At 53.6% G+C, this 22512-nt stretch carries 28 protein-coding genes; all 28 read right to left on the reverse strand.

All coding sequences use genetic code 11. From position 1 onward, the window contains the following. Positions 1-2 precede the first annotated feature (2 nt). Positions 3-3284 carry a phage tail tape measure protein gene (locus tag ACMWL8_RS18015; RefSeq protein WP_045261724.1) on the reverse strand — a complete coding sequence of 1094 codons (3282 nt, stop codon included), beginning with the start codon at positions 3282-3284 and terminating at the stop codon, positions 3-5. 35 nt (positions 3285-3319) lie between these two features. Then, on the reverse strand, positions 3320-3583 hold the full coding sequence (locus tag ACMWL8_RS18020; protein ID WP_045261725.1) for a DUF4035 domain-containing protein: 264 nt from the start codon (positions 3581-3583) through the stop codon (positions 3320-3322). A 23-nt stretch (positions 3584-3606) separates the two neighbouring features. Then, positions 3607-4008: a phage tail assembly chaperone gene (locus ACMWL8_RS18025; protein ID WP_045261726.1), complete on the reverse strand. Its 402-nt coding sequence runs from the start codon at positions 4006-4008 to the stop codon at positions 3607-3609. A 54-nt stretch (positions 4009-4062) separates the two neighbouring features. Beyond that, entirely contained in the window at positions 4063-4533 is a 471-nt protein-coding gene (locus tag ACMWL8_RS18030; RefSeq protein WP_045261727.1) for a phage tail tube protein, read from the reverse strand. Positions 4534-4585: 52 nt separating this feature from the next. Beyond that, entirely contained in the window at positions 4586-4933 is a 348-nt protein-coding gene (gene gp17 / locus ACMWL8_RS18035) for a tail completion protein gp17 (protein WP_045261728.1), read from the reverse strand. After that, positions 4930-5379, reverse strand: coding sequence for an HK97-gp10 family putative phage morphogenesis protein (locus tag ACMWL8_RS18040; protein WP_016063565.1), 450 nt, complete (start codon positions 5377-5379; stop codon positions 4930-4932). The genes gp17 and ACMWL8_RS18040 overlap by 4 nt, the downstream gene beginning before the upstream one ends. Further along, positions 5376-5714: a phage head closure protein gene (locus ACMWL8_RS18045; RefSeq protein WP_045261729.1), complete on the reverse strand. Its 339-nt coding sequence runs from the start codon at positions 5712-5714 to the stop codon at positions 5376-5378. Before ACMWL8_RS18045 ends, ACMWL8_RS18040 begins: the two co-directional genes overlap by 4 nt. A 9-nt stretch (positions 5715-5723) precedes the next feature. Continuing rightward, positions 5724-6050 carry a head-tail connector protein gene (locus ACMWL8_RS18050; RefSeq protein WP_045261730.1) on the reverse strand — a complete coding sequence of 109 codons (327 nt, stop codon included), beginning with the start codon at positions 6048-6050 and terminating at the stop codon, positions 5724-5726. 42 nt (positions 6051-6092) lie between these two features. After that, positions 6093-7304, reverse strand: coding sequence for a phage major capsid protein (locus ACMWL8_RS18055; RefSeq protein WP_045261731.1), 1212 nt, complete (start codon positions 7302-7304; stop codon positions 6093-6095). Positions 7305-7313: 9 nt separating this feature from the next. Then, the gene (locus tag ACMWL8_RS18060; protein ID WP_045261732.1) at positions 7314-8162 is read right to left on the reverse strand and encodes a head maturation protease, ClpP-related; all 849 of its coding nucleotides are present in this window, start codon (positions 8160-8162) and stop codon (positions 7314-7316) included. 13 nt (positions 8163-8175) lie between these two features. Then, positions 8176-9480, reverse strand: a complete 1305-nt coding sequence (locus ACMWL8_RS18065) for a phage portal protein (RefSeq protein WP_045261733.1) — start codon at positions 9478-9480, stop codon at positions 8176-8178. Then, on the reverse strand, positions 9480-11216 hold the full coding sequence (locus ACMWL8_RS18070; protein ID WP_045261734.1) for a terminase large subunit: 1737 nt from the start codon (positions 11214-11216) through the stop codon (positions 9480-9482). The genes ACMWL8_RS18065 and ACMWL8_RS18070 overlap by 1 nt, the downstream gene beginning before the upstream one ends. Then, entirely contained in the window at positions 11216-11689 is a 474-nt protein-coding gene (locus ACMWL8_RS18075; RefSeq protein WP_045261735.1) for a phage terminase small subunit P27 family, read from the reverse strand. Before ACMWL8_RS18075 ends, ACMWL8_RS18070 begins: the two co-directional genes overlap by 1 nt. 115 nt (positions 11690-11804) lie before the next feature. Beyond that, positions 11805-12368 (reverse strand): HNH endonuclease, encoded by a 564-nt coding sequence (locus tag ACMWL8_RS18080; protein WP_052683051.1) that lies wholly within the window; start codon positions 12366-12368, stop codon positions 11805-11807. A gap of 14 nt (positions 12369-12382) precedes the next feature. Then, positions 12383-12739, reverse strand: a complete 357-nt coding sequence (locus tag ACMWL8_RS18085; protein ID WP_045261736.1) for an HNH endonuclease — start codon at positions 12737-12739, stop codon at positions 12383-12385. After that, on the reverse strand, positions 12739-13332 hold the full coding sequence (locus tag ACMWL8_RS18090; RefSeq protein ID WP_072049710.1) for a hypothetical protein: 594 nt from the start codon (positions 13330-13332) through the stop codon (positions 12739-12741). The genes ACMWL8_RS18085 and ACMWL8_RS18090 overlap by 1 nt, the downstream gene beginning before the upstream one ends. A 56-nt stretch (positions 13333-13388) precedes the next feature. Beyond that, positions 13389-13799, reverse strand: coding sequence for a hypothetical protein (locus ACMWL8_RS18095; protein ID WP_045261738.1), 411 nt, complete (start codon positions 13797-13799; stop codon positions 13389-13391). Between the two features lie 101 nt (positions 13800-13900). Then, positions 13901-15361, reverse strand: coding sequence for a glycosyltransferase family 2 protein (locus tag ACMWL8_RS18100; protein WP_045261739.1), 1461 nt, complete (start codon positions 15359-15361; stop codon positions 13901-13903). Next, the gene (locus tag ACMWL8_RS18105) at positions 15361-15762 is read right to left on the reverse strand and encodes an HNH endonuclease signature motif containing protein (RefSeq protein WP_157843456.1); all 402 of its coding nucleotides are present in this window, start codon (positions 15760-15762) and stop codon (positions 15361-15363) included. Before ACMWL8_RS18105 ends, ACMWL8_RS18100 begins: the two co-directional genes overlap by 1 nt. A 299-nt stretch (positions 15763-16061) precedes the next feature. Continuing rightward, a complete protein-coding gene (locus ACMWL8_RS18110) occupies positions 16062-16253 on the reverse strand; it encodes a hypothetical protein (protein ID WP_045261740.1) in 192 nt (63 codons plus the stop codon). Further along, complete coding sequence (locus tag ACMWL8_RS18115) at positions 16204-16479, reverse strand: hypothetical protein (RefSeq protein WP_045261741.1); 276 nt, start codon at positions 16477-16479, stop codon at positions 16204-16206. Before ACMWL8_RS18115 ends, ACMWL8_RS18110 begins: the two co-directional genes overlap by 50 nt. A gap of 7 nt (positions 16480-16486) precedes the next feature. Continuing rightward, on the reverse strand, positions 16487-17113 hold the full coding sequence (locus ACMWL8_RS18120) for a glycoside hydrolase family 19 protein (protein WP_016063606.1): 627 nt from the start codon (positions 17111-17113) through the stop codon (positions 16487-16489). Continuing rightward, positions 17113-17394 (reverse strand): phage holin family protein, encoded by a 282-nt coding sequence (locus tag ACMWL8_RS18125; protein WP_016063605.1) that lies wholly within the window; start codon positions 17392-17394, stop codon positions 17113-17115. The genes ACMWL8_RS18120 and ACMWL8_RS18125 overlap by 1 nt, the downstream gene beginning before the upstream one ends. Continuing rightward, positions 17381-17776: a phage holin family protein gene (locus ACMWL8_RS18130; RefSeq protein ID WP_016063604.1), complete on the reverse strand. Its 396-nt coding sequence runs from the start codon at positions 17774-17776 to the stop codon at positions 17381-17383. Before ACMWL8_RS18130 ends, ACMWL8_RS18125 begins: the two co-directional genes overlap by 14 nt. 215 nt (positions 17777-17991) lie before the next feature. Beyond that, a complete protein-coding gene (locus ACMWL8_RS18135; RefSeq protein WP_045261742.1) occupies positions 17992-18774 on the reverse strand; it encodes an antitermination protein in 783 nt (260 codons plus the stop codon). Continuing rightward, positions 18771-19631 (reverse strand): hypothetical protein, encoded by an 861-nt coding sequence (locus tag ACMWL8_RS18140; RefSeq protein ID WP_045261743.1) that lies wholly within the window; start codon positions 19629-19631, stop codon positions 18771-18773. The genes ACMWL8_RS18135 and ACMWL8_RS18140 overlap by 4 nt, the downstream gene beginning before the upstream one ends. Next, positions 19631-20599: a toprim domain-containing protein gene (locus ACMWL8_RS18145; RefSeq protein WP_045261744.1), complete on the reverse strand. Its 969-nt coding sequence runs from the start codon at positions 20597-20599 to the stop codon at positions 19631-19633. The genes ACMWL8_RS18140 and ACMWL8_RS18145 overlap by 1 nt, the downstream gene beginning before the upstream one ends. Next, positions 20596-22215, reverse strand: coding sequence for a DEAD/DEAH box helicase (locus ACMWL8_RS18150; RefSeq protein ID WP_045261745.1), 1620 nt, complete (start codon positions 22213-22215; stop codon positions 20596-20598). The genes ACMWL8_RS18145 and ACMWL8_RS18150 overlap by 4 nt, the downstream gene beginning before the upstream one ends. Positions 22216-22512 lie beyond the last annotated feature (297 nt).

A 22512-nucleotide genomic window follows, 5' to 3' on the forward strand; every position in this document is an offset into this window, starting at 1 on the left:
AATTATCGGGTTCCTTTCATTGCGTTCCAGATGTCGCCGCCGGGACGAATGTCACGCATCACATTCTGCTTATAACGTCGATCAACAAATTCCCCGACCTCGGCACCAAATTGCTCAAGGCCTGGTGAGGCCTGAGTTTGAGTGTTTCCGTTGCCATCGATGGTGATATAAACCTGTGGCGCCGAAGATACGGACTGACCGCCGCCACCTCCGACCGCACGAACGCCGAGAGAACCATCCGGCGCGCGGGTAAGCGGCATGATCGCCTCCGGCCCAGCCTCGCCCATGATTCCGGCCCCGCCTTTTGCGAAAGCGAACATGGTGGGGTTTCTGACGATCCCATTACTGAAAGCGCTCAGAGAGGGGGAGTCATAAACGCCGCCTTTGGCGTTAAACTGGAAGTTCGATCCGTAACTGGAAACCGCCGTACCGGTGCTGGCTGATGCTCCCGCCCCGCCCCCGAAGAAGCTGCCTACACTGCCGATGAGAGAGCCAAAGATGCCAGAACCGGAAGAGGCCCCCCCCATCGCGCTAACCACCGCCATCTGCAGAGCCACTTTTTCGATAATCTGCAGGACAGAAATACCCCACGATTTCCAGCTAACCTTATTGCCTTCTAGCATTGAGGTGACGTTACCAAAAGCGCTGTCGAGTGTGGTTTTCACCCCATCAGAAACCGTGCCGGATACGTTACTGATTTCATCAAACCAGTTTGCATAGCCGCGTGATACTCCGGACATCCAATCCGCTTCAGCTGCTGCAATAGCCTTGTATTTCTTATCCAGAGCATCGAGGGCTGCGGCGCGCTGCGCGATGGCCTCGGTACCGCCGTCCGTTTTAGCAAAAACACGGTCGATCTGTTGCGTCTCGTCGAACCGGCTGCGCTGGCGATCACTCATGCCTGCGGTTTCGGTTTTCAGCGTCGCCTCATCCCTGAACTTTCTGGCCGCTTCAGTTAAATCCTTCAGGGCATCAGCCTGCTCGCGCTGCTTGCGCACGTTCTCGTCGGCTTTTTGCGTCCATTTTGCCAGCTCTGCTGATGATGCCTGGATCGCCCTGCGCTGCTCGTCGGTCCATTTAGTGCCTGCCTGGTGCGATGCCGCGTAAAGCTCGGATGCTTTTTCGCCTTCCGTCGCCCTGACGCGTTGCACATCGATAGCCACACTCAGATCGGCCATTTTCCGGGAATACTGTTCGGCGGTGCTGGCCGCTTCACGCTCGGCTTTACTCTGTGCTTTCGAGGCGGCGGTAGAGGTTTTTTTTGCCTCCGCAGCCGCTGCATCTTTTTTGGCTGCCTGATCCTTGTTGTAGATGTACTGGGTGTAAAGTGCTCCCGTCAGCTTCAGGTCTTCTGCTTCATACACGTGCTGCTGATGGAGTTTCTCTAAACCGCTTAGGCTGGCCAGCTCGTTATCTCGGCGTGAGCGCTCCAGTGCGGTTTGCTGTTGAGGCGTTGCGTTCGCCAGTGAAACGACGGGCCCGGCATATTGCGGCGGCTTGGCGCCAGCGGTCGCTGACATTGAGCGGTTAAGCAGGTCATACGCACCTTTCAGGATAGAGACGGCGCCAGCCTGTTCGATAGCCTTTTGCGTGGCCAGATCGCTGGCCTGGTTTACCAGCTTCTGCGTTTGCTCGACTTTAGAGGCTGCCTGTTCGCGCTGGTACTCCAGCTGGTTCAGCTTATCGGTCAGCTCGATATTTTTGGCCGTGATGTCGGCCTGGTCCATGAAAGTGTTAATCAGAGTCAGCGTCGGATGGCGGTTATAGTCCTGCTGGATTTGGTCAACCGCCTTAAGGCTGTCTTTCACCTTCGCGATCTGAGAGTCGAGGTCGGCCAGGTCCTGTTTTTGCGCCTGTAAAGATGTACGGGCATCAGCTGCGGTCGAACGCAGGCCAAGCACCGACATCTGCTGGAGCTTGGTGTTGATCTCGTCGAGGTTGTTGGCAAAACCTACCGCCTCACGGTGCACCTGCTGGGTATGCTGATACAGGCCATACATCGCAGCGCCGGCACCGATAATCACTCCAGGCCAGCCACCGAGAACACCAAGAACGCCACTACCCAGGCGGGACATCACCGAGGCTGTATTGGTGAGGTTATTAACGGCCGAAGTTCTGCCAGCAAGCGCCGTATTCAGTGATGCCTGAGCAGCAGCAAGATTACGCTCAGCGACAATCTGAGCCTCAATACTCGTCGCCGCTGCACGCGCCTGTTGAGCGCGGTAAACAGCCTGGCGACCAGCAGCAACGCTAACCTGAGCTCCACGGACCTGAGCCTGCGCCAGCGCGACCTCGGCGGCCGTATTAGCGAGGACTGCCCGGGTTGACTGAGCAACGCTGCCGACCATGTTGCCAAAATAACGAGCGAGGCCAACACCAACCAGAATACCGGCTGTATTTGCCACATCATCGATGTTATTCGCCAGGCCATCCAGCACGCCGGAAAGCGTTGATGATGCGCCGACCGCATCGTTCGCCCCGCCAACCCATGCAAGGAAGGCGTTTTGCACTTTCTGTGCAGATCCGCTGATTGATGCAGGAAGGGTGTCGAATTCTTTACGGAGGATCTCGACGTTGGTCAGCAGCGGGACGATCTTGTTGGTTGTCAGCTCGCCGTTGTTGGCCATATTTCGCAGGCCACCAACAGTGGTACCCAGCCCATCAGCCAGCAGTTTCGCCAGGCGGCCGCCGTTCTCCATGATGGAGTTAAATTCTTCGCCTCGCAAAACGCCTGAGCCAAGCGCCTGGCTAAGCTGGGTGATAACAGAGCTCGCCTCTTCGGTACTGGCGCCAGACAGCTTCAGTGAGGTTGCTACGGTTTCTGTAACTTTTGCGACGTCAGCAGAAGCGTAACCGGCATCACGCAGGGACTGCGCAATTCTGCTGTACAGGTTGCTGTTTGCCTCGAGGGATGTTCCGGTGCGCTGGCTAATCTCCATCAGCACGCGCTGGGATTGCACGTAATCCTCACTGGAAGAGGACGCAAGGCGAAGACGCCCATTCAACTGGTTCCATGTGTCGGCAAACTGAATCAGCTGATGCGTGGCAAATGCACCAGCCCACGCACCGGCAAGCCCGGCAGCAGAGGATCGTACTGTTGCTAGCTGAGAGTTCAGGTCAGCCAAAGACCGCTGAGTTTCACGCGTGGCCGCTGCAGCTTTTTTCCCGCCCTGTTCCATAGTGCGGTAGTAATCCGTTCCCATGCGGGACGCTCTGGCGATCTCTGACTGGAAAGAAGATGAGTTCGCCGAAATTTTGATGATTAGCTCGCGCAGCGTTGCCATATTTCACCCATAAAAAAAGCCCGCAGCCGCGGGCGTCAAAGACCGGATATCCAATTTTCGAGTTCTGAGACTTCTGCGACCTCTTCCTGCTCTCCCCACTTCAGCATCACGTCAGGAATGGTGAATTTCCCACCCTGAGAGTTCAGCATTGCAACGGAGATCTGCGCCGCCTGTGCATCGGCGCGCCAGTCACCAATTGGACTGATGCGGTCGAACTCGATCCACATTTTGAGCTCGCTGGCGGTCATGGTCTGGCGCAGTTCGTGAAGAGTGCGCCCCATCCGGAGCGCCAATGACATCAGGAAAAAGGTCAGCGGCTGCTTTACGGCTTTCCCGCTTCTTCCTGGCTCATTCCGAGGTTGAGGGCCTGAGCCAGCAGGCGGGAGTGCACAGGACCATAAATTTTAGATACCTGCTCTTGATCCTCATCGCTGAATACGCGCTCGCCGTTTTCATCCAGCAGAACGTCAATAAACAGAACCACATCAGCCTCTTTGTTACGCAGAAACTTTTCAGCCTCCGTCAGCGTCGGTGCCTCTTCGCCATCGGCGAGCTGGGGATTAACGATCTCCCTGAATTTCACCCAGGCATCGCCAGAAGGTTCACGCAGCGTTACCTTTGCTCCATCCCATTCAGGGACCGTGATACCTTCTTTGGTGCGATAGGCTTTCGATGCTGTAAGCGCCACGTTGCGTAATGAATTCTGTGATGTTTTTTGCGCCATTTCATTTTTCTCTTGTTACATGGTCGAAGGGATAAAAAAAGCGGCCGAAGCCGCTCAAGAACCAGACGCGTGGATGCGTTTAGGTTTGCCGCGTACACGCAGAGAATAGGTAGCGCCAACAACGGAAGAGGTTGCAGCAGACCATGAGCTCTGGCGTACCTCCACCAGCACGTAGAAACCGTTGCCAGACGGGAATACCACGCGCAGCGCGCGCAGTTCGTCATTTTCGTAAGCGGTCTGCAGTGCCTCCTGTGCTGCTTCATCGCCAACCCAGTTACGGGTAATGCTCATTTCAGCAGGCGCGGCGAGGCCGTTGGTTTGCTCCTGTTCAGTTGAGCAAAGCGTGGTTACGTCGATATCCCCTTTCTGCCCGCCGGTGAAGGTGATCTCCTTTGTTGCACAGGCCGCTTCGAGCCAGGTAATGCCAGCCCCCGGGAAACCTGAGGCGTTAAAATCCTCAGCGGTTACCGGTGCGTCGGAGACGGCAAAGGTCATCCCCTTTGTTACTTCATACTTACTGGTCATGGTTTCTCCAGATAAAAAAGACCGCCGGGGCGGTCTGTTATGGTGGGTAAGGTTAAACGGTTACCTGAAATTCGAGCGTTGCCCGGTAATAGCGCAGATCAGGCTCATAGCCCGGCGTTTTCACAATGCTTTCCGGCTTCAGCACCTGCAGTGCATCAAGCGCCATATTCCTGATCGTGCGCGCTTCATCGATGGTGCTGGAATAGACATCAACCTGCACAGAAACGGCAGATTCAGCCTGGCCGCAAAGAACGTCTGCGGCCACGTCGGTAATAATCGAGAAAATTACCCAGGGCGGAGAGACTGAAGGATTCCCGTCACTGCCGAGCGGCGCAACGTAGGGATAAACCTGCCCTCCGGCCAGCGGCGCCAACAGAGGATAGAGATCGTCTTCCGTCATTTGCTTAATGCCTCGTCAATGGCCTGGTTCATGCGCCTGATTGCGACCTCCGTCGCCTGCTCCTGGCGTACATCGAACGCGGGACGAATGAAAGGGTGCGGCGGCATGTTAACGGTACCCATTTCGACGAACCGCCAGTAAAAGGCGTTTCTCGGGTTATTCGCCTTCATCGTGTTATCGCTGTTCCCGGTGCGCGGGTTAACACCACGAATGTGGACACCGGAAGAAATTTCCCCGCGGCGGCGGCTTTTTTGGGTCACCACCACCACGTTTTTTTTCAGTTTCCCGGTACGCACCGGAGCGCGGGCGATCACTTCTTCCTTAAGCACTTCGGCGCCAGCGCGCGTGGCATCACGCAGAACCTTGTTATTTTCAGCGCGGCTAAGCGCCTCCAGATCCTTTGCGATGTCATTTAACCCGGAAAAATCGAGGCTCGTCTCAATCATTTTTCAGCTCCCTGCTTGCAAAGAATTTCGAGCTGAACACCGCGAGAATCTGGAATCGGTGGGCCAATGATATTCAAAATAGCGCCTTTGAACGGTCCGGTTTCAACCCTGAGTCTGGAAGCTGCAGAGATATCGCTACGAAATCGTGTCCATACCCTGATGGTGGCGACTGCGGTTTCAGCACCAGCGGCTACCAGCTCTCGCCCACTAATACCTTTTACTTCTGCCCAGGTTTCTGCGCCGTCGTGCCACGCTTCAACAGGCTGACCTGAAGGATCACGCGATGTTGTGATGTTCTGAATTACCACCCTGTCTCTCAGTCTTCCGGCCTGCATAAAATCCTCCTATACCCCGTAAATTCGGTATGGCTGCAGCAAGGCTTCAACTGCAAGCGGGACCTCTGCAACGGTCTGACCGACGGCCACTGATTCTCTGTTGGCATACCAGTGTCCGATCAGCAGTAACATGGCCGCCTTTACATCGTCATTAAGAAGAATCGGGTCCGGGTCTTCTGCATAGCCAGGGCTGCTTTCAGACTCATAGAGCGTTCGCCTTGTCCATGTCTGGACGTACCGCGCCGCTGCCCCCGTGTAAATCTTCAGCAGATCATCATCACCGGTAAAATCGGTATCAATGCGGCAGTGCTGTTTCACCATGTTCTGATCAAGCATTTGTTTGCCCCGAAAAAAGCGGCCCGAAGGCCGCAATATTTATCAGCTACCCGCGCCAGTGCTGAATGAACCATACACGAAAGCTTCAGGGCGTTTGACGGCCAGCGCCAGACGCTCTTCGCAACGAATGGAGATCATGTTTTTCTCGAAGTCGTCGGCGTTCTCCGTGGAAATCACCACGTTCGCATCTTCGCGGTCGAAGATTTGCGCGCCAGCGTTGAAAGCACCGGTCAGGAATTTACCCTGGAAGGCTGCCGCTTCGGTGGCAACAACTGGCAGGCCCCACAGAGTCGGTCCAGTCAGCGCCGCAGGGTTAGCCAGGATGTAGCGGCCAAGGCTGTCTTTGGTCAGCTCGATACGTGCCCAGTCAATGAAGTGAAGGACGTGGCCGGATGCAGGGAAGCGCGCCAGTTGCGCCTGCAGCATTGCCAGACGCAGATCGTCAATACCGCTCTGATGTTCAACAGTAAACGCCGGGTTAAACGCTGAAGCCTGAGGGACGATGCCATGCAGATGCACACCGGTACCGTCACCGAAGAGAATTTCCTGCTCTTCTGCGTACTTCAGTCCGTAGCGCATTTCGGCATCAACGGTTGACTGCAGCTGAGCGAAGTCATCCAGGATCTGCTTGGAGGCTTTGAACAGGTGAGCGATAGTGCTTACACCAGTGATTTTCGGCGTAAACTCAATGTCGCTGTAGGGTTTCTGCGTATTTTCAGGAACCACTTTCGCGTTGTTGGTAAAGCCTGTCTGCTGCACCCAGAAAATAGCCGGGGAGGAAGTACGGCCAGGCGCAATCAGATCGCGAATGAACAGGCGCTGTTTTGGTGCCGTATCGATGCCAGGAATTCGCTGGGGTTCGACGACACCATCAGGCACATCCACCGAAGTCAGTGCGGCTTTAACCGGGATGCTGATACGTTTTCCACCTTCCACGCCAGAGGCAAAGGTTTTCAGCGCTTCAGCAGAGATCACCTGGTGGCCAACGGACTCGATAACCTGTTTCGCGTTTGCCAGCGGCATCTGGGCAACATGTTGCTCCAGTTCGCCCATCGCGGCCTTCAGCGTTTTTTCTGCTTCACGCAGGGCGTTAAACTCAGAAGCCATTTTATCAACGGCTGCCTTTGTTTCTTCAGACAACTTGCCCGACTTCTGCGCCTCTTTGACTGCTTCTTCTGCTTTCGCGTTGAACTTGCTGGTTGCTTCTTCAATGCTGGCAGTGACTTTTTTAAGAATATCGTTTACTTCAGACATAAAAGGTCCTTATTTGACTAACGCCGCCAGGGCGCTTTCAAGTGAATTGAGGGTTTCAGGTTTGATATCTTCGGCAGCGCCCGGCGTACCGTCGTGGGTGGTGACAGCGCCAGGCATGCCACCGGATAAGGCTTTAATGAGTTTTCGGCGCTCAGAGCGCGGGGTGTTGGTTTTAGCCAGTAACGCATCGAGTTTTCGCAGCGCGGCGGCGGGAGATTCGTCACCATCGCTGACCGCATCAGCAGAAAGCAGGCTGTCTGCCAGTCCCTTCGCCACAGCATCACTGCCACCGATATAGCTTTCCGCATCCATCAACTTCTGTACGGCGGCCATATCCAGACCGGAACGCGCAGCGTAGATGTCAGCCATGGCGGTGTCGAAGGGTTCCAGTGACTGTGCCAGTTCAGCAAAGTCATGGCGGTTTCCCATTGCGTAGACCCAGCAGTTATGGATCATCAGGAAGGCACCACGGCCAATCTGAATATCATCCCCGGCCATCGCAATTATTGAGGCGGCACTGGCGGCAATGCCAAGTACCTTCACCGTCACACGGCCTTCGTATTCGCGGAGAAGGTTGTAAATTGCCAGGCCTTCAAACATGTCACCGCCCGGGGAGTTGATATTCACCGTAACGTCGGCACCGTTCATCACCCGAAGCGCACCGGCAATACGTTTAGCTGTTACCCCTTCGCCCCAGTAGTCCTGCCCGATAACATCAAAAACAGAAATGCTGTTATCGTCGGTGGCAGCCGCTTTGATCCCGCCGTCCCAGCGGTCCAGTGCGGACGGTAATGTTTCACAGGTAACGCGCGCGCAGGGGCGACCTGCCGGTGCTACCGGAAGTTGTTTTTTGCTCATCAGGAAAGTGCTCCTAAGCGGCCTGTTTCAGCGGAGATTGTTCAAAGGAAATATCGGGGAATACGTGGTTATGCAGCTCTCGCAGGGCCAGAGCCTGAACAGCAGGATTGCTGCTATCGAGATTTTTCAGTTGCGTCAGGTTGAGCTGAACGGTGTAAATATCGCCCCCTTCAATCGGCGGCATGTTCTCCAGACGGCGAACATCATTACGGGACATCCAGCCATTCTGAAGCGCGCTGGTATAGTATGCCGCGCGACCTGCACTATCGGCTCGCAGTAGACCTTCAACAGAGAATTCTGCAAACACTTCGTCATCGCTGTCGAGTAAGCACCGGCCAATTTCCTGCTCAATATTTACCAGCAGCGGTCGAAGGGTATGCGTCAGGAACTGCAGGTTCATCCCTTCAAGACTGGATGCCCAGCTGCTTTGTTTCGTGGTATGACCGACCATGAAAGGCGGCACGCGAAACCAGCGACAAATTTCCTCAATACTGAAAGAACGGCTTTCCAGCATCTGGGCATCTTCAGGGTTCATGGTGACGCCCTGATACTTTAACCCGCCTTCAAGTACCATTATCTTTCCGGCATTTTTAGAGCCGGTAAATGCAGCCATGTAGCCGCGAAGCCTTTCACGTTGGTCATCACTGAGAGCATTTTCAGCGGAGAGGAAACCTGAACTCTGAAGCCCCTGTTCAAAAATCTTTGCCGCAGATTCTTCAACAGCCATCGCGGCACCGATCACATCCCGGCCCGTTTTCATCGGCATCATGCCGCAAACGCCATCCAGACCGAACCCGCGAATGTGCATGATGTTTTTGACGGGAATGACGCGCTCGTTACCGTTTTCAGTATATTTGTATTCCAGCGCCCCGGTAGTAAGACGTTTAACCACCATGTTCTGCGGCAGCAAAGGCACCAGCGAAACCAGGCGATTTGCGATGAATTTCTTCTCAATGAAGGCGTTCCCGCGCAGGCAAATACTGGCGACCACCATCAGCATAAAGCGTGATGGAGTCATTTCTGAATTGGGACGGCGACACAGTACAGAATAAGCCGGGTGGTCGGTTGCCGCTTTGCGCGAACCGTCAGGCTGTCTGACGTATATTTTCAGCGGAAGGGTTGAAATAGACTCGCTTAACAGCCTTACGCATGCCCATACAGCCGATAGCTGGATGGCTTTATCGGCCGTTACCACCTTTCCGCTGCTGCTGGTACCAAACCATTCCTCCCAGAACGTGCCGGTAGTCAGGCTGATAGGCACGCCAAGCCAGTTAAGCAGAGCACTTTTAACCCTGCCTGGCCGTTTGTTTTTTTTCATCAGAAACCTACCATGATGGGATTATTGAAGAATCCGGAGAGATCCTGCTGGTCGTTGCCACCGTTAACCAGAACACGGCTCATTGCTGTGAACAATGCCGCCGGGCCATCAATCTTGGCCTCCGGTGTGGACTTGTTAGGAAAAATGTTCTCGTTCCGATCAGGTTTGACGGTTACGTTGGACATCATCCAGTTCATCACCGGGTGATCGCTGTGATGAAAGCGTCCACCGTATACCAGTGCTTCGACCTCTTTCATCGCCTCAGAGAAATTGCGAACCGTCTGCGGCACTTCCACCAGCGGCAACCCTTCCTCTGCCAGCGAAAGGCTGAACTGCGTTGCACTCCACGGATCAAAGCCGATTTCTTTCAGGCTATCACCAGCAACCCACGCCTGCAGCTCTTCCTTAATCTGGGCATGGTCGATTACATCCCCGTCGGTAAGGATCAGTTTGTCCATCTCGGCCCACTTACGATAAAGCTCTGCCATCTGACGTGAACATTTCTCAAGGCGTCCTTCCGGCAGCCAGAATTTAAAATCCGCATGAACGTGGCCACCTGGCGCGCGCCAGACTTTAGCGGCTGCACAGATATCAATTTTGTTTGAAAGGTCAACGCCCACCCAGGAGGGATAGGTTTTAAGTTCGTGCTGCGGGGCGATAAACTCGCATTTTTCCCATTTCATCATGTCCATCCAGGCAGACTCAGCGGTAACCCAGATATTCATGTGTTTGGTGAAAAAGTTAATTCTGGCCGAAACCTGCTCTTTCGCCTTTTTAGCCAGGCGGCGCAGGTCATCCCAGCGCTTACAGATACCCAGCCCCGGATTCGCCTTCTGCCAGACTTTTTCATCAAAGGGATCGTCACCTTCATCTAAGGTGTAGATGATGGCAAAAAACGTATCGTCTTTAACCAGGCCGCGCAGGACCTTGATTGCGTAATCGCGTAGTTCGTAACAGATACCTTCTTTGTTGAAGCCTGCGGTGGTGATACCGAAAAGCAGCGATTGCAGGCGCGCGCCTGTGGCCGTCTCCAGAACGTCCCAGACGTCACGGGTTTTATGAGCATGCAGCTCGTCGACGATTGCACAGTGGATGTTCAGGCCGTCGAGGTTGTTCGCATCTGATGATAAAGGCTCGAATTTGGAGGCCGTTTGCTCCTGGTAGATAGCGAGCTTGTTGAATTCGAAGATCCGCCCAAGAGTGGCTTTCGCCTTCTTGACCATATTTTTCGCGTCTTCAAAAACAATTCGCGCCTGGTCACGGGTGGTTGCAGCGGAATAAACCTCCGCCCCGCCCTCGCCGTCAGCGCCAGCCATATAGAGCCCCACGCCGGAGCAAAGTGTTGATTTGGCATTTTTACGGGCCACCTCAACATCTGCTGTACGGAAACGCCGGACCATCACCGGCCGACCGCTGCCGTCGTTACGCAGGACGGTTTCCCCCGTCTCTTCGTTAACCAGCGGGATAACAAAACCAAAAATATTAATCAGGATGAAAACATGCCAGTCCATCAGCTCAATAGGCTGGCCTGCCAGCGCGCCTTTTACGTGAGGAACAAAATTATAGAAATTCAGAATGTGCTGCGCGCGCGGCTCACTGAAGAAAATACCGCGCTCTTCGCCATGTGCCAGATCGTCAAGAAAACGCTGACAGGCAAGGCGCACGTACTCACAGGCAATAATTTCCCCCGCCACCACCCTCTCGGCGTAGCGGATGCCTTCTGCAACCTTAGCCATTAATCCCTCGCTTTCATAAACTCGGCCAGCGGATCAACCGCATCAGGACCTTTTGCATTCACTTTAGAGCGGCTGGCTGGCGTCATGCCGAACTCACCGAGCATGGCGCGCAGACGTTTCCAGGCATCAGCTTTCATGACGGCTGCCGGGTGAGCCTTGATCATCACATCCCCGCTCTGCGTTTCGGTCCGGTAGGTGTACCCCTCAATTTCAAGCGTGTCGCAGTGGTGCCGGTATTCGGTATATGCCTCAACCAGCAACTCAAGTGCTCTGGCGTCCAGTTGGGACATCACACCGATAGCATCGAGCTCGTCGGCCATCCGCTTAAACCAGTATTTCCCCTGCTTGTCGAAATGCTTCGGCGTTGGGGGTACCCCTGCAACTGGCTTTGGTTCGTTTTCATTAATCGGGCGTTTTGATGGGTTACCCCTCACCAAACGTAGATGGGTCGGGGTTTTCGGTGGTCCAGACATAATCGAAAACTCCTATTAATCATCGAGTGGGGGACCCCTAAAAAAAGTTTTCTAACCTGCGGCGATGTGAAAAGAGGTTAGGCGGCGGTCCTTTGGGGTGATTCCCCTGAGGTTTTTACCCGCCCTCCCCCTTTGACCAAATATCTGGATGGCACAGATGATCCCTGATGCGGCGAACATGCGTCTGCGTAATACCGTAGCGCTTTGCAATTTCTACCAGCCTCTTACCAGAACTCGCCTCTCGCTCAATGCTCAGGATGATTTCTGGCTTCAATTTTGTTGCGACCGCTCGCTGTCCGCGCCGCAGACAAGCGGCCGTTCCGTGCTGCATGCTGTCTGAAGTGTTCTCCTTTGGCGTTCCCCAAGCGAGGTTTGTTTTGCAGTTGTTCAGCGGGTTGCCATCCAAATGGCGGGTGATATGGGCTTCAGATGGCTTTGGCCCGGTGAAGGCAAGCAACACAAGCTGGTGTACTTGCTTCTTCACTTTCGTATCATTACCGGCTCCGGTGTTTACATTCACGTGCCAATACCCGTTATGTAGCCGCATCGACAGCTGCCGAACGCTACCTGAGCGGAGCGAGTAAATAAGACCATCTTCACTTGCCAGATATCCTGGATAACCGGGAATATCTTTCATCTGGGCGTGCGGAAGCCCTGAACCATGTTTCGATTCAGTCATCTTCACCTCGTTACTTAATTTCTGTTCAGGCGTTCGCGTGCTGTCTTAGCTTTATGGCAGCCGCGGCAAATTGATTCCAGATTAGAGAGATCGTCAGTACCGCCTTGAGCTTTCGGCTTGATGTGGTCCACCGTCTCAGCAGGTGTATACCTTCCATTTCGCAGGCATTCCTGACAAAGGTGTTTATCCCTGTCGAGAACGATTGGGCGCAGCCTGTCCCACTTACTGCCATAACCGCGCTGGTGCCTGCTCTGTCCTCGCTGATGCTGCTGCCAGCCTTCGTTAAGATGCTTGGGGCAATACCCTGAGCGGTCTGTGGTTGTGCCAGGGCAGCCACGCTTGCGGCATGCTCTCGGTATTAACGCAGGCATTAGGCTAACCTCCATGCCCGGCGGCGTTCTGTTCGTGGTGCTGAGTCAGGATGACACTCGACTGATTCAAAGTCTGCATGGTCCACCAGCGAGTAACACGGATAGACCACTGCACCGCCCCAGGCATCACCCACGGCATAATCAGCGGGCTTACTGTTATCCCATCGAGACAGCACGCGGTTGATATGTTGCGGAGGTACGCTATAGCACACCCCGTGTATCAGTCGCGGCAGAGTGATGTAGTCAGCCTGAGTTTTATCAGCAACTATCAACCGCTCGGCTATCTGCATTTGATACTGGGGTGGTCGGCCTGTACCGAGATAAAAACTCACCAGAGAATCAGGGAAGCGGTTTAGCCAGTGACCTATCACCAGCTCAGTAAGACTGCTTGAAGGCTGAGCATCATCTTCAACAACAATTACCCGGCATGTTTGTTCTGCTGCCCATTCAAGCGCGCGGCGATGATTCCAGTTCGCGCCGTGGTTACCGTCATCAATCAACAAATGAGCATCCAGCAGTGCAGCAAGACGTTGTGCATGACCTAAGCGAGAGTGATGGCCGACCACCACAAACTTTATCAATTCAGCCACCAGATACCCCCAATAAAAAAGGCCGCTCGATGGCGACCTCAGGATGTTTAGTAAAAATGTTAACGGCGTGCGCTTATGAAATTCGGGATGGTGTCGCCTAATGCAGACCCATCTAAAAAATCCCCCTCGAGCTCTGGCACTTTAATTATTCTTCCGCCTGTTTCTTTTTCATAATGAAACGGGACAGTTACTTCTTTCCCGTCGATCATAACCAACATAGTTCCTTTAGACTGCTTTTTAAGGACGCTGCGAATGTAATATTTAAAAGCACCAAGTTTCGCTTCGTCAGAAAGATGAGGTAATTGCTGACGGAAATGCCAGTCCTTTCCATCTGGTAAAATGAAATCCCACTGAATTTCACTATTGCCTACCAGGCGAACATTTTGCTTTGAGAAAAGGCTTTCGTCCTCCCCTCCTAATGGAGCCATAGCTAAGACTTCATTTTCATGGGTGAATGCTTGCGGCTTCATAACAACCTCTTCTTGGGTGCTTGTCATGTTATAGAAGGCAGGCGATGACGGTGTCATTTTTCGGGAACTAACCTACCCACTTACATTATGCCATGCTCTCGTTACTTATGGCGAAACCATGCGCACTCCTTACCGATACCATCAGTTTTGAATACGGTATGAACCAGAGGGCCAGTGACGAGCCTGTCAGCAAATGATTGCGCGACAATACCGAACGCCAGCATGTCACCCACCGCAGCGCCAGCCTGTTCTTTCTTCCAAAAACGATAACTCTCTATCCGGTAGTAAAGACGGATGATGCCGTGAGCGAACGCCATTACATCATTGCGGGTTCCACCCAGCAGACCAGCGTTAAGCATCACATCGCCGCGGTGCGCTTCAATGAATTCCTGATAGATACGCTCAGGGTGATTCTGTTTCGCCCAGGTGTCGGCGTAGGTCTTCGGTTCAGAACCGACATATACCTTCCCGGGTTCCATTTCTTCCCACGGTGCGCGAAGCATTTCGACATCGGTACCATCGGTGCACCAGACAAACCGGTATTCAGGATGATTGCGCAGGTGCTGCCAGATGTGCAGCCAGCGCCGGAAGTAGACATTCATCTGCACGTCAGGGACGCAGTGAAGTTCAACATCTGCCGGGGCTGTCTGCAGTTCATCCACCAGCGCGATACGTCCACACTGCCGGAGTGATGCGGCCCATTTAGCCAGCATGTCAGGCGAGGCCGTCAGTTTAGTACCGCGCTGAGGGTCAGGCTGACTGGTGAGCAGCGTTGTGATTACCACGTCGCGCTGCTGCCGGTATTCAACGTAACCGGTATACCCTGCATCGCGTCGTTCGTTGTGGATCTTCACGTTACGTTCCACCAGCGCCTGGCGGTCGGGCCTCGGCACTGAACGCTCTACGGCCTCATGCTCATCGAGAGAATGGATAAGCTTTTCTGAACCGACGACATCAGCGTATGCCCACGTCGTGAGGCCAGCGTTATGAATCCGCAGGGCGAGGTCACTGTGTTCGTACATGCCGCGACCATAAACCGGATCGAATCCGCCTACCTTCTCGATGGCGCTGCGGTGGTAATAAAGCATCACGCCGCGCTGCCCGGTGTACGCCACATGCTGATCGTCACGGTAAAGCACCGAAAGGTCATTCAGCTTATTGCGGCCAGCCAGATCGAGAAACTGGTAAGCCAGGTGCGGCTCTGGTGATTCGATGTAAGGCAGGTGCCAGTTATCAGCGATGGCATACGCATCGTCGTCCCACAAAAATAAATGTTCGCATCCTGAGTCCATAAGGCATTCAAGGCTGGAATTTTTCGATGCGACAATTCCTCGTGACTTATCATGTCGGATTAAATTGCACCACTCCGGCACTTTTGCAGGAGGGTTGGACCCGTCATCAATGACGAATACCACTGCGCCGGGAGGTAAATGTTTTCGATGTTGCTCAAGTGAATTGGCGAGCACCTGCGGCCTGTTATGCGTAGTTATCCCGATGCCGATTTTATTGTGAGAAACGCTATCGGCGCGGACATAAGGAACCCCATCAACAATGACGTCCATTATTTTCCCTCAAATTCGTATCGTGCTTTCTCAACCGCAGCCGTTGCTTCGGATAATGTCTCAAATTCCTTTTGGAAAATGATATCGCCATTTCTCGTCAGTCTTGCCCTGTACTTACCGCTTTCCCTGATTGAGACGCCCATCACACCAGTCGAGCTCACAGGCTTTATTCGATTCCAGATATTTACTGTGTGCGTTACCACTCTTAGGTGTTTTGGGTTGACACACTTTCGGTTATGGCAGGCGTGATCAAGTTCAAAACCATCAGGTACATTCTTGACCAGTAGTTCATAACTGGCTTTGTGTGCCAGGGTCATAACCCCTTTGTGTTTGAACATTCCATAACCGTCTGGATTTATGTATGCAAGCCAATTCCAGCATCCGGTTGAATCATCAACCATATACTTGCTTCTCAGTCTATCGAGTGGTGATTTTGCTTCGAGGGATCCCGTTTTATAGAGTCGCAGATAATGCATCTGGCACATGCCTTTGCAATGCGCTGGCCGTTCACATGAATTAACGGAACAGGTTTTCCCTGCATTTCTAACAAGTCCGCTCATCGGAATTACCTTTTAGTGATGAACCTTGTCGCACAGGAGATCCGGCCCTCAGAAGGCTCCGACACCAGCCGGTTCCTCAAGGGTCATCCTGAAAAGTTCTGAGTAGAATGTGCGCGTGCGATGCGCATTAAAAAGCCCCGCTATTGCGAGGCTCTGTTTTCCTTCTGGCAGTTCGCCTGCCACGCTTTGTTATGTGCCAGGATGTCTTTCTTCGTCTGGCGATCCATGACGTCGATGTCGTGATCGGTCAGGTAGATTGGCTTTACCCAGTCACAGGCGGTATCAACCACCACCGGGACGGTTCCACGTGTCACGCAGCTCGCGATCAACATCGTCATCAGGCATGCGGTTAACAGTCTGCTGTACATTGCTGGCCTCTTTCGTTGCTTCTACCCGGCGTTCGGCTACTGCTTCAGTGGCTGCGGCCTTTTCTTCGGTGCGCTGCTGGTCTGCTTTGGCTTCCGCTTTGCTGGTGCCGCGTGAATGGCCAATGCCAAAGGCACCAGCGATAGCAGCCATAACAAGTGCAGCAATACCGATTATCGTTTCTAAACCCATATCAACCTCATACCAGTACTGTTTTGGCCTGACCGAAGCGAGCGCGACGATCTTCCAGTCCGTTCGTTCCGCCGTTGATAATCTTCGTCACGCGCATCAGGTCGCCAGAATGATTAAGGCAGCCCTTAGTGACAAAGAACCATGCCGCACTTCTTGCCGCGTATACGTCTTCAGCGAGCAACTGAGGTTGCTTAACCAGATCAACTTTCAGGCCGTTTCCACAATCACGGTAGTTGTTGAGGCCGGTAATCTGGATAAGCCCACGCCCACGGTATAACCAGCCGTCGCCGGGTGCGTTGTTACCCATGCGTTTGCTGTATACCAGGTTCGCAATGGCTCGCTGGCGCTCAATCGGTAATGTCCGTTCTTCAGGGCGGCGGCCTAACGCGTTTGCCTGTTCTGCGGTAAGGCGTCCTGCACGAATGAAGTTAACTAGTGCGGCAATCCGGTAATTGAAGCTCTCCACCAGGAGAGTGAAGCCAGCTGATTCATGCCCAACCTGCGCAATGAACATGGCCTGGTCTACCGGCTTGGTAATGCCGAATTCTTTCATCGCATCGGTGACTGGCTGAAACCAGCGCGCAGCTAACTCGGCGCTTAGCCCAGCCGCCTTTTGAAATTGTGATTGGTTCATTAGTGCCTCAGTGCATCAACCAGACGCGCCACGTTTCCCCGAGCCCAGAGAACGGCAGCGCATATCAGGACGTTCACCAGCACCACAAACCAGTGCGATTCATGGTACAGGCCGAACAGATAACGGAAAGGAACGCTGGCGTATACCAGAACCGTGAAATAAGCCATCAGCGAGATCAGTGGGCGATGTCTCGCCCCACCTCGCTGGTAGAACATCAGGACAAGGACGATTACGCCGCAAATAACGGCGTTCACCATCGCACTCGGATCACTTGTTACCATTGCTGGCCCCTCCTCCACGTAAGCGAGAGAGAATTCCAAACAGGCTACCCAAATCCTGACTGTTGACGAACGTCAGCAGCTTAATAGCCACTGCGGCAACTATTACCGCGCCCAGCGCATCAAGTGGCCTGTCGCTATACCCCGTCCATTTGGAGAAATAAGAGCCAAGCAGTGGCGCGCCGATAACGCCGAAGATGAATGAGGTGATGAAGTAACCCACCAGCTTAAGGCGGCTGATATTAACCGCCGTAGCGACGTAGAACACCGCGCCAGCGAATGCGCCAAACACCACACCGTAATCTATGCCGGTTGCCAGGCCGAACATGCTGGCCCCCATCAGACCACCAGCAGCTACCGTAGTGCCAGAAACAGGATCGGACATTTAGCCCCCTCTTATTGCCGTGAGTCCTCTCAGATTGAGGGGAAACAAAAAAGGCCACCCGATGGCAGCCTTAGAAAAGCAAAACCCCGCCGAGGCAGGGTTTCAATGTTTGATTTCGTTTGGACGGTATCTTCCACGATTAGAAGCATACAGGACAGTTTTATGCAAAGTCAACACTAACGTGCAAAAAAGTGTCGCCATTTGCTCCGATCATATTAATAAGTTGTCGCCTTCTCAAATTCGACTGCTGCGTGACGCTCCCCCTGGCGCAGAGTGTCCACCAGCATTTCATAGAAGGGTTTCCAGTTGCGTGACCATGAGGATTGATGGAGGTCCGGGAGACGCTTCAGAATGGCACGGTGTACCGTCGCCGAGGAGATTGCAGAGAAGCCATTACCAGAGCAACGTTCACACGTTTTGAAAACCGGTGCGCCGCGGTCTTTAGTCGCTTTGCGGTCCAACACTTCGCCTTTACCGCCACACCTGCACCGGGCAAGGATCACTTTCTTTCCTCCGCATGTTCCGCAAACCCTATTCACAAGCTCATTTTTAATCTTCGGGGCCACCACTTCGGCACCGTCGGCGTCGAAAATACCAGGATGTTTAATCACATCCTCATTCGCTGAGAAAAACCCGGTCCCATTGCAGCTGTGACACGTCACGCTGGTAGCCGCCGAACGGGAATAATCAGCAAAGGCAAATTGCGCCAGCATCTGCATACACCATCCGAACTGCCCACCAGCTGCTTTGCGAACATTCTTCGGTGCGACATCCATCGCATATCGCGCCAGCGCCTGAACTGCGAGCTGTTCATCCGTTTTGCTGATTCCCGCTTTACCGAAGAACGCCGCCAGGCCGAAGCGCGCACGGCTGCTGGTGGTGCCAATCGCCGCCATTACATCTGTTCCTGTAAGGCGATCCGGAGAGGTTCCTTTCACGTCGTCGCTGATGTGCATGCCCTGAGGGCTGAAATGTTTGAGTGATGCTTCCAGTTTCATTCTTCACACTCCCCTACCAGGTTAAGAATCACCGCCGCGCCGTCGTTTTCCATGTACTGGGCCTTTTCACTTTCAAGGAACCAACGACATACCTCGATAGCTTCAGCTCGCGTCACGGGTTTGATGGTAGCAAGCAATTTTTCAAGGTAGCGCTCGCGGTCATGTACGGATTCGTGGTGTTCGGAGTAACCGTATTCGTGTTCGAGCTCGTTCCCGGCAGTGTTGCGCGCCCAGTAAAGCCAGTCCCAATAAATCAGCTCACGGACTACATCCGAAAGCGTGTGTGGCTCAGGCAACACATCGCGATATCCATCAACAAATGCCCGACGCTGATCATCAATTTCATACATACGGCTGCCGTTAATGCTGCCTGCTTTCTTCTCGGCCGGAGTCCATCCCCAACGGTGATCGGCGATAAATTTCGGGGAAGACTTGATTACTCTCTCAGCTTCAACATCTTCGAGCGCGGCCTCATAGCTGCCGAAAGTAGCCCTGACTGATGCTGCTTTTTTGATGCTCTCCCGGGCGTTCTTGATTGTCCGGTCCGGGTTATCCATGCCGATGGTACCGAAAGCAACCTGGAAAGGATCGCCACCATTCGCCAGCAAATAACGCGCGTAACGTTTCTCGGCCTCTTTTGGGGAGATTTCAATTTTCTCCAGCGCGGCTTCGGCTGCGTCCAGATGTGCGGGTTCGTTCAGACGGATCACCTCCAGCACCCAAAGATAAGCGTCAGTCTGCTTATGCCCGGTGATTCTCCGTTGCTCGGGCAGAGGCTTGATGTTTGCGAGGGCGGAGCTGTGCGCTGCCGTCGGGATGGTGAATAGTGCTTTATGTTCGTTGTTATCAGTACGCATTACGCAGCCGCCTTTTTCTTGAAGAAAACCACCTCACGAACCTGATCGCCGTTCATGAGCATGTCGTTAAAATCCCCGTTATCCGGGTAGTAGATGCTGATTTTTTCCAGGTCATTTTTTGCCAGTAAGTTGGTATGGGCGCATTCCGTGGCCGCAGCCAATCCGGTGGCGCTGTTTACGTCTCGATCTGCGAAAATAATCAAATTTTTCACACCTGCAGGAACACGGAATTTCTTCATGAATCCGCTGGTCATGGTGGCCCAGGTGTTAACGTTGTAGAGCTGCTTGCAGGAAAGAGCTGTTTCGATACCCTCAGCAATTCCGAGGGTCGTCGCTACCGGGAACATACGGATAGCAACCGAACGAGCGTGATCAAGATAGTTATCTTCCTGCAGCGATTTCTGGCGCTTGGCGCTGGCCCCGATGTCAGCCTTCTTTGCACCATCGAGTAACGTCTGGTGGAGGTAACACAGCTCCCCTTTATCGTCTGTTGCCAGTGAATAAATAGACTGGTACACCCGTCCGTTATGCCGTTGCTTGGGGTTGAGTCGCACAGCCTCAGCTGGAAGCTGATAAATACCGCGTGAGTTCAGGTATTCAGCGCCGGATGTACCACGCAGAGGAGACATTTTTGCAAAGTTGTTAAGTACCTTTTTCCTCAGCTTAGACGCGTCGCTAGTCTCGGGAATTTTGTCACGTCGGAACGTATTGCCGATCAGTGCATCGATTTCCCGGCAAACCTCGTTGAATGGTTTGCCCTGGGTTTCGGTAACCAGCTTAAGCCCGTCACCGCTGCCGCAGGTGCAGATCCATGTTCCCGCGCCGTCGCGGTCATCGATGCGGAACTTTCCAATCGAATCACACAGCGGGCATTTCCCTCTAAAGTGATTTTTACCAGTGATCGGCGGCAGTCCGTAATGCTCAAAAATCATGGCCCACTGGCCTTTTGCTGCTTCTACCGTTTTCATACTCGTTTTCCTAACTGCTGTCTGATATCACTGACGCGATTAAGCGCCTGCTGAATTCTTTCTTGGGTAGGCAGCTCTTCTGCCTGTGCCTGCTGGCGCTGCTCTTTTTCGATTCGTCTAGCGAAGCTGATCCGCTTGTGCTTAATGAAGTTTGAAACTGTCGGCGTGATATCCATCGGGTAATCGCTCAGTCCGTTCGGCCATTCGCCAAAACGTTCGCGGAAGGTGTGAGCACACCAGGCATCGCTGACAGGCTTTTTCCCCAGCGATACGCGCTGGCGCTGATAGAATTTGATCTGACTCCACCAGGCTTGTTTCTCTTCCTTCGTCGGCTGTCGCTGCTCGCCCCCAAGTTTTTTGAGTTTTCGCCCGGTGTCGGTATCAATGTCCTCACCGGCCAGCGGCTTGTGGCCACATTTAGGGCAGACATAGACGCCAGCAGGCTTCATGAAGTGGCATTGCGAGCATTCGTGAGGCAGCTTTTCTGCTCGTTCCTCAGCTGCGCGGCGCGCGCCCTCCTCCATCCCGTCTGATTTACCCGGAAGATCGTCATATTCGATAGAGTCCGGATAACCCAGGCGGTGCACGGTGCCGCTGTGATCGAAGATGAGGCAGGACTCTTTACCCGGTGCGGTGCGCAAGCCACGCCCGAGCGCCTGCAGCCAGCGAATTTCGCTCTTAGTTGGCCTGGCGTAGATGATGCAGCGAACATCGCTGTCGAACCCGGCAACCAGCACACCTACACTGACGATGATTTTTGTGGCGCCAGTTTCGAAGCGGTGAATGATGGTTTGGCGTTCTTCCGCAGGCGTATCTGCAGTCATAACCTCTGCATTTACGCCAGCCTGGTTAAACTGAATAGTCAGAAAATTAGCGTGGTCTACGTTGACGCAGAACGCGATTGTCGGCAGGTCCCGGCCGTTCTCCAGCCAGTTTTGGACGATATCGCCCACCAGCGTTGAACCGCACATGATTTCCGCCAGCTGCGCCTCGTTGTAGTCGGTACCGTACTGCAGGGACGGAGAGGTTTTAACCCCTTTCAGATCCGGCTTTGTGGGGGCGTAAAATTCGTATTTGCTCAGGTCGCCGCGCTGGATCAGCTCGCCGATGGTGGTTGGCTTAATCAGTCGGTCATAGTATTTGCCCAGGAACGGGGAAAACGGTGTCCCCGACAGCCCGATCACTTTCACGCCTTTTTCGCGCAGGCGTTCGATATCATGCAGGATGCGTTTTTTTCGCAGGTGAGCTTCGTCGATAATCAGCAGATCGATATTGTCAGGGAAAACGCGACGAATAAGCGTATCGGCGCTGGCGATTTGTATTTTGAGGGTAGGATCGTAGTTTGGGTGATCCGCCCAGACATAGCCGATTTCATCACCCGGCAACCCATACTCCACAAAACGCTTTGCAGTTTGGGTTATGAGGATCTGGTAAGGCGCGCAAAACATTACCCGCATGCCACGACTAACGAACCCGGCAACGATGAAGGCGGCCAGTCCCGTTTTACCGCTGCCCGTCGGCGAGTACACCATGAAGGTTTCTGTATCCTTCCAATTACGGCGCAGCTGGTTAAGTGCTCGTTCCTGTGCAAAATTCGGTGTGATCGTCAGCTCCATTGTGCGGACCCCGCGGTGATGAGATAATAATTCTGTGATGTGGTTTTCATGGATTCCCCCTCACATGGCTGGTGGCCTCCCCAAAGGCTGCCAGCCTCCCTTCTGATTCAGCTCCCCTGAAAAATCACTCTTCCAGAAAGAACCCTTTTTGTTTCTCAGCGCCTGAGCGCCTTGTACTACCTTGCTGATACAGGCGTTTTTTTAATTGCGCCCTTAAGACAGTGGTCTACTTAACCAATGGATCTCTCCTGTTGGAAAAGACCCTATTCCTGCCCCTACACCCAATCCCCCCTTACC

The sequence above is a fragment of the Enterobacter sp. 04-C-12-SI-ECC genome (genome assembly GCF_047530715.1).
In the GTDB taxonomy this organism is placed as follows: domain Bacteria; phylum Pseudomonadota; class Gammaproteobacteria; order Enterobacterales; family Enterobacteriaceae; genus Enterobacter; species Enterobacter bugandensis.